Origin of the sequence: Mycolicibacterium vaccae NBRC 14118 = CIP 105934 (genome assembly GCF_001552715.1) — a bacterium.
Classification (GTDB): domain Bacteria; phylum Actinomycetota; class Actinomycetes; order Mycobacteriales; family Mycobacteriaceae; genus Mycobacterium; species Mycobacterium vaccae.
This window is the reverse complement of the sequence record NZ_BCRS01000258.1, coordinates 1-4,920: the sequence shown is the minus strand read 5'-3', so window position 1 is coordinate 4,920 and position 4,920 is coordinate 1. Positions and strand designations below refer to the sequence as shown.

Annotated in this window: 4 protein-coding genes; all 4 read left to right on the top strand. The window is 69.7% G+C overall.

The genetic code is table 11. The features are described from left to right. The coding region (infB, locus tag MVA01S_RS28580; RefSeq protein ID WP_082762414.1) for a translation initiation factor IF-2 at positions 1–1,955 on the top strand (1,955 nt) is incomplete at its 5' end. A 76-nt stretch (positions 1,956–2,031) separates the two neighbouring features. Continuing rightward, on the top strand, positions 2,032–2,535 hold the full coding sequence (gene rbfA, locus MVA01S_RS28575) for a 30S ribosome-binding factor RbfA (protein WP_003933607.1): 504 nt from the start codon (positions 2,032–2,034) through the stop codon (positions 2,533–2,535). Next, on the top strand, positions 2,516–3,535 hold the full coding sequence (locus MVA01S_RS28570; RefSeq protein ID WP_051015395.1) for a DHH family phosphoesterase: 1,020 nt from the start codon (positions 2,516–2,518) through the stop codon (positions 3,533–3,535). The genes rbfA and MVA01S_RS28570 overlap by 20 nt, the downstream gene beginning before the upstream one ends. Then, positions 3,528–4,847, top strand: coding sequence for an MATE family efflux transporter (locus MVA01S_RS28565; RefSeq protein ID WP_040543113.1), 1,320 nt, complete (start codon positions 3,528–3,530; stop codon positions 4,845–4,847). Before MVA01S_RS28570 ends, MVA01S_RS28565 begins: the two co-directional genes overlap by 8 nt. The last annotated feature ends 73 nt before the right edge of the window (positions 4,848–4,920 follow it).

Below are 4,920 nucleotides of genomic sequence, written 5' to 3'. Positions count from 1 at the left end.
CCGGTGGCGGCGGTGGCCGCCCCGGCCAGCGCGGCGGTGCCGCAGGCGCCTTCGGCCGTCCCGGTGGTGCCCCGAAGCGCGGACGTAAGTCGAAGCGCGCGAAAAGGGCCGAATACGAGAACATGCAGGCCCCGGTCGTCGGTGGCGTGCGGCTTCCGCACGGCAACGGCGAGACCATCCGGCTGGCCCGCGGCGCGTCGCTGAGCGACTTCGCCGAGAAGATCAACGCCAACCCGGCCTCGCTGGTGCAGGCGCTGTTCAACCTCGGCGAGATGGTCACGGCCACCCAGTCGGTGGGTGACGAGACCCTCGAGCTGCTCGGCAGCGAGATGAACTACGTCGTGCAGGTCGTGTCCCCGGAGGACGAGGACCGCGAGCTGCTGGAGTCGTTCGACCTCACCTACGGCGAGGACGAAGGCGGCGAAGAGGACCTCGAGGTCCGCCCGCCGGTGGTCACCGTCATGGGTCACGTCGATCACGGCAAGACCCGACTGCTGGACACCATCCGCAACGCCACCGTCCGCGAGGGCGAGGCCGGCGGAATCACCCAGCACATCGGCGCCTACCAGGTGACCGTCGACCTCGACGGCACCGAGCGGCCCATCACCTTCATCGACACCCCGGGTCACGAGGCGTTCACCGCCATGCGTGCCCGTGGCGCGAAGGCCACCGACATCGCGATCCTGGTGGTCGCGGCCGACGACGGCGTGATGCCGCAGACGGTGGAGGCCATCAACCACGCGCAGGCCGCTGATGTGCCGATCGTGGTGGCGGTCAACAAGATCGACAAGGAAGGCGCGGACCCCCAGCGGATCCGGGCGCAGCTGACCGAATACGGGCTGGTCGCCGAGGAGTACGGCGGCGACACCATGTTCGTCGACATCTCCGCCAAGCAGGGCACCAACATCGAGGCCCTGCTGGAAGCGGTCATCCTGACCGCCGACGCGTCGCTGGACCTGCGGGCCAACCCCGACATGGAGGCCCAGGGTGTGGCGATCGAGGCGCACCTGGACCGCGGTCGCGGCCCGGTGGCCACCGTGCTCATCCAGCGCGGCACGCTGCGGGTCGGCGACTCCGTGGTCGCAGGCGATGCCTACGGCCGCGTGCGCCGCATGGTCGACGAGCACGGCGAAGACGTCACCGAGGCGTTCCCGTCGCGGCCGGTGCAGGTCATCGGCTTCACGTCGGTGCCGGGCGCGGGTGACAACTTCCTGGTCGTCGACGAGGACCGCATCGCCCGCCAGATCGCTGACCGGCGCAGTGCGCGCAAGCGCAACGCGCTGGCCGCCCGCACCCGCAAGCGGATCAGCCTGGAGGACCTGGATTCGGCGCTGAAGGAAACCAGCCAGCTGAACCTGATCCTCAAGGGCGACAACTCCGGCACCGTCGAGGCGCTGGAGGAGGCCCTGCTGGGCATCCAGGTGGACGACGAGGTCGAGCTGCGCGTCATCGACCGCGGCGTCGGTGGTGTCACCGAGACCAACGTCAACCTGGCGTCGGCGTCGGATGCGATCATCATCGGCTTCAACGTCCGTGCCGAGGGCAAGGCGACTGAGCTGGCCAACCGCGAAGGCGTGGAGATCCGGTACTACTCGGTGATCTACCAGGCCATCGACGAGATCGAGAGTGCGCTCAAGGGCATGCTCAAGCCGATCTACGAGGAGAAGGAACTCGGCCGCGCCGAGATCCGGGCGATCTTCCGGTCGTCGAAGGTCGGCAACATCGCCGGCTGCCTCGTCCAGTCGGGCATCATGCGCCGCAACGCCAAGGCGCGGCTGCTGCGCGACAACGTCGTGGTCGCCGAGAACCTCACCGTCTCGTCGCTGCGGCGCGAGAAGGAAGACGTCACCGAGGTCCGCGACGGTTACGAGTGTGGTCTGACGCTGACCTACAACGACATCAAGGAAGGCGACGTCATCGAGACCTACGAGCTCGTCGAGAAGGCGAGGACGTAGGTGGTCGAGGACGTAGCGACCGACGAGCGCTTGCGCGAGGAGCATGTGACCGACGTCCGCTTGGGAGAGGAGCGTCGTGGCTGATCCCGCACGGGCGAAGCGGCTGGCCAAGCGGATCTCCACCATCGTCGCGACGGCGATCGAGTACGAGATCAAGGATCCCCGGCTCACCGGGGTGACGATCACGGACGCGAAGGTCACCAACGACCTGCACGACGCCACGTTGTTCTACACGGTGCTGGGCCGGTCCCTCGACGAAGAGCCCGACTACGACGGTGCCGCAGCCGCCCTTGAGAAAGCCAAGGGCGTGCTGCGGACCAAGGTGGGGGCGGCGTTGGGGGTCCGGTTCACGCCGACGCTCGCGTTCTCGCGAGACATGGTGCCCGACACGGCGCACCGGATGGAGGAACTGCTGGCCCGCGCGCGAGCGGCCGATGAGGATTTGGCGAGAGTTCGGCAGGGTGCCAGGCACGCAGGTGAACCTGACCCGTACCGTGTAACCGGGGCGGAGGACGAACCGACCGGGGACGCTGAGGACACGGGTGACCTTGACACGCTCGATGACAGACGCGACAGCTGAAGCCCTGACCACTACCCGGTTGGGCGGCTCGGCCGCCGCGGGCGCCCGCGTCGACGCCCGCAAAGCGGCTGAGCTGCTCACCGGCGCGGACACCGTCAGTGTGGTGTGCCATGTGTTCCCCGACGCCGACACCATCGGCGCCGGGCTGGCGCTGGCACTGGTCCTCGAGAAGGCCGGCAAGCGTGTCCAGGTCAGTTTCGCCGAGCCCGACGAGCTTCCCGAGTCCCTGCACACGCTGCCGGGCGGCCATCTGCTGGTCGCCCCGCAGGAACTGCGCCGCGACGCCGACCTGGTGGTGACCGTCGACATCCCCAGCGTGAACCGGCTGGGCGCGCTCGTCGAGCTGACTCAAACCGGCCGCGCGGTGCTGGTCATCGACCATCATGCGTCGAACCAGTTGTTCGGCACCGCGAACTTCGTCGACCCCACGGCGGATTCGACGACGATGCTGGTCGCCGACCTGCTCGACGCGTGGGAGACCCCGATCGACCTGCCGGTGGCCCACTGCCTGTACGCGGGGCTGGCCACCGACACCGGATCGTTCCGATGGGCCAGCGCCCGCGCCCATCGGCTGGCGGCGCGGCTGGTCGAACTCGGCGTGGACAACGCCGCGGTGAGCCGCACGCTGCTCGACACGCACCCGTTCGCGTGGCTACCCATGCTGTCGCGGGTGCTGGGATCGGCACGCCTGGACGCCGACGCGGCCGGGGGCCGCGGACTGGTGTGCGCGATCGTCGACCACGAGGAGTGGTCGGCGGCCCGCTCGGAGGAGATCGAGAGCATCGTCGACATCGTGCGCACCACCCAGCAGGCCGAGGTGGCGGCGGTGTTCAAGGAGATCGGGCCCCAGCGGTGGTCGGTGTCGATGAGGTCCAAGTCGCTGGACGTGTCGAAGGTCGCCGGTACCTTCGGCGGCGGCGGACACCGGCTGGCCGCCGGTTACTCGGCGTCCGGAACCGCCGACGACCTGGTCGCCGCGCTGCGTGCCGCCCTTGGCTGACGCGGTCGAACCGGCGACCAACCGGCGGATCGCCGCACTGGCGTTCCCTGCTCTCGGTGTACTCGCCGCCGAACCCGTCTATCTGCTGTTCGATCTGGCGGTGATCGGCCGGCTCGGCGCGCTGAGCCTGGCCGGCCTGGCGATCGGTGCGCTGGTCATGGGCGTGCTGAGCTCACAGCTGACCTTCCTGTCCTACGGCACCACCGCGCGTGCGGCCCGGTTGTACGGCGCGGGTGACCGGAGGGCCGCGGTCGAGGAGGGCGTGCAGGCCACCTGGCTGGCGCTGGGCATCGGGACGGCGATCGTCATCACCGTGCAACTGACCGCCAGACCGCTGGTATCCGCGCTGGCCGCCGGCGGCGAGATCGCCGAAGCGGCGCTGCCGTGGGTGCGCATCGCCAGCCTGGCCGTCCCGGCGATCCTGATCGCCGCCGCCGGGAACGGGTGGATGCGCGGCGTGCAGGACACCATGCGGCCGCTGCGCTACGTCGTCGTCGGGTTCGCGGTGTCGGCGGTGCTGTGCCCGCTCCTGGTGTACGGCTGGTTCGGTGCCCCCGAACTCGGGCTGCCCGGCTCGGCGGTGGCCAATGTGGTGGGGCAGTACCTGGCCGCGGTGCTGTTCTGCCGGGCGCTGCTCGTCGAGAAGGTGCCGTTGCGGTTGCGGCCGCAGGTGCTGGGCGCGCAGGTGGTGATGGGCCGCGACCTGGTGCTGCGGACCATGGCGTTCCAGGCCTGCTTCATCTCCGCTGGCGCGGTGGCGGCCCGGTTCGGCGCCGCCGCCGTCGCCGCGCACCAGGTGGTGCTGCAATTGTGGAGTTTCCTTGCGCTGGTGCTCGATTCACTGGCGATCGCCGCCCAGTCGCTGGTCGGCGCCGCGCTCGGTGCCGGCCAGCTGACCCACGCCAAAGCGGTGGCGTGGCGGGTGACGATCTTCTCCACCGTCGCCGGTGTGGTGCTGGCCGCGGTGTTCGCGCTGGGCAACTCGGTGTTCCCGGCGGTGTTCACCTCAGATCGTTCGGTGCTCGACCAGATCGGCGTGCCCTGGTGGTTCCTGGTGGCGCAGTTGCCGATCGCCGGCATCGTTTTCGCCATCGACGGGGTGCTGCTCGGGGCCGGCGACGCGACGTTCATGCGCAATGCGACGCTGATCAGCGCGCTGGTCGGTTTCCTGCCGCTGATCTGGCTTTCACTGGCATTCGGGTGGGGACTGCTGGGCATCTGGGCCGGGCTGAGCACGTTCATGGTGCTGCGCCTGGTGTTCGTCGGGTGGCGGGTGCTGTCGGGACGCTGGCTGGTGCCCGGCACCCGCTGACGCCCGAGCGCGAGCGCGCGGATACTCAGGGATTTCTGCGGCGTGTTGGCCGCGGACACGCACGCTCGCGGTA

Bases quoted from the DNA above. Each gene is read 5' to 3' on its own strand.
- MVA01S_RS28570 (WP_051015395.1), top strand. From the start codon at position 2,516: ATGACAGACGCGACAGCTGAAGCCCTGACCACTACCCGGTTGGGCGGC.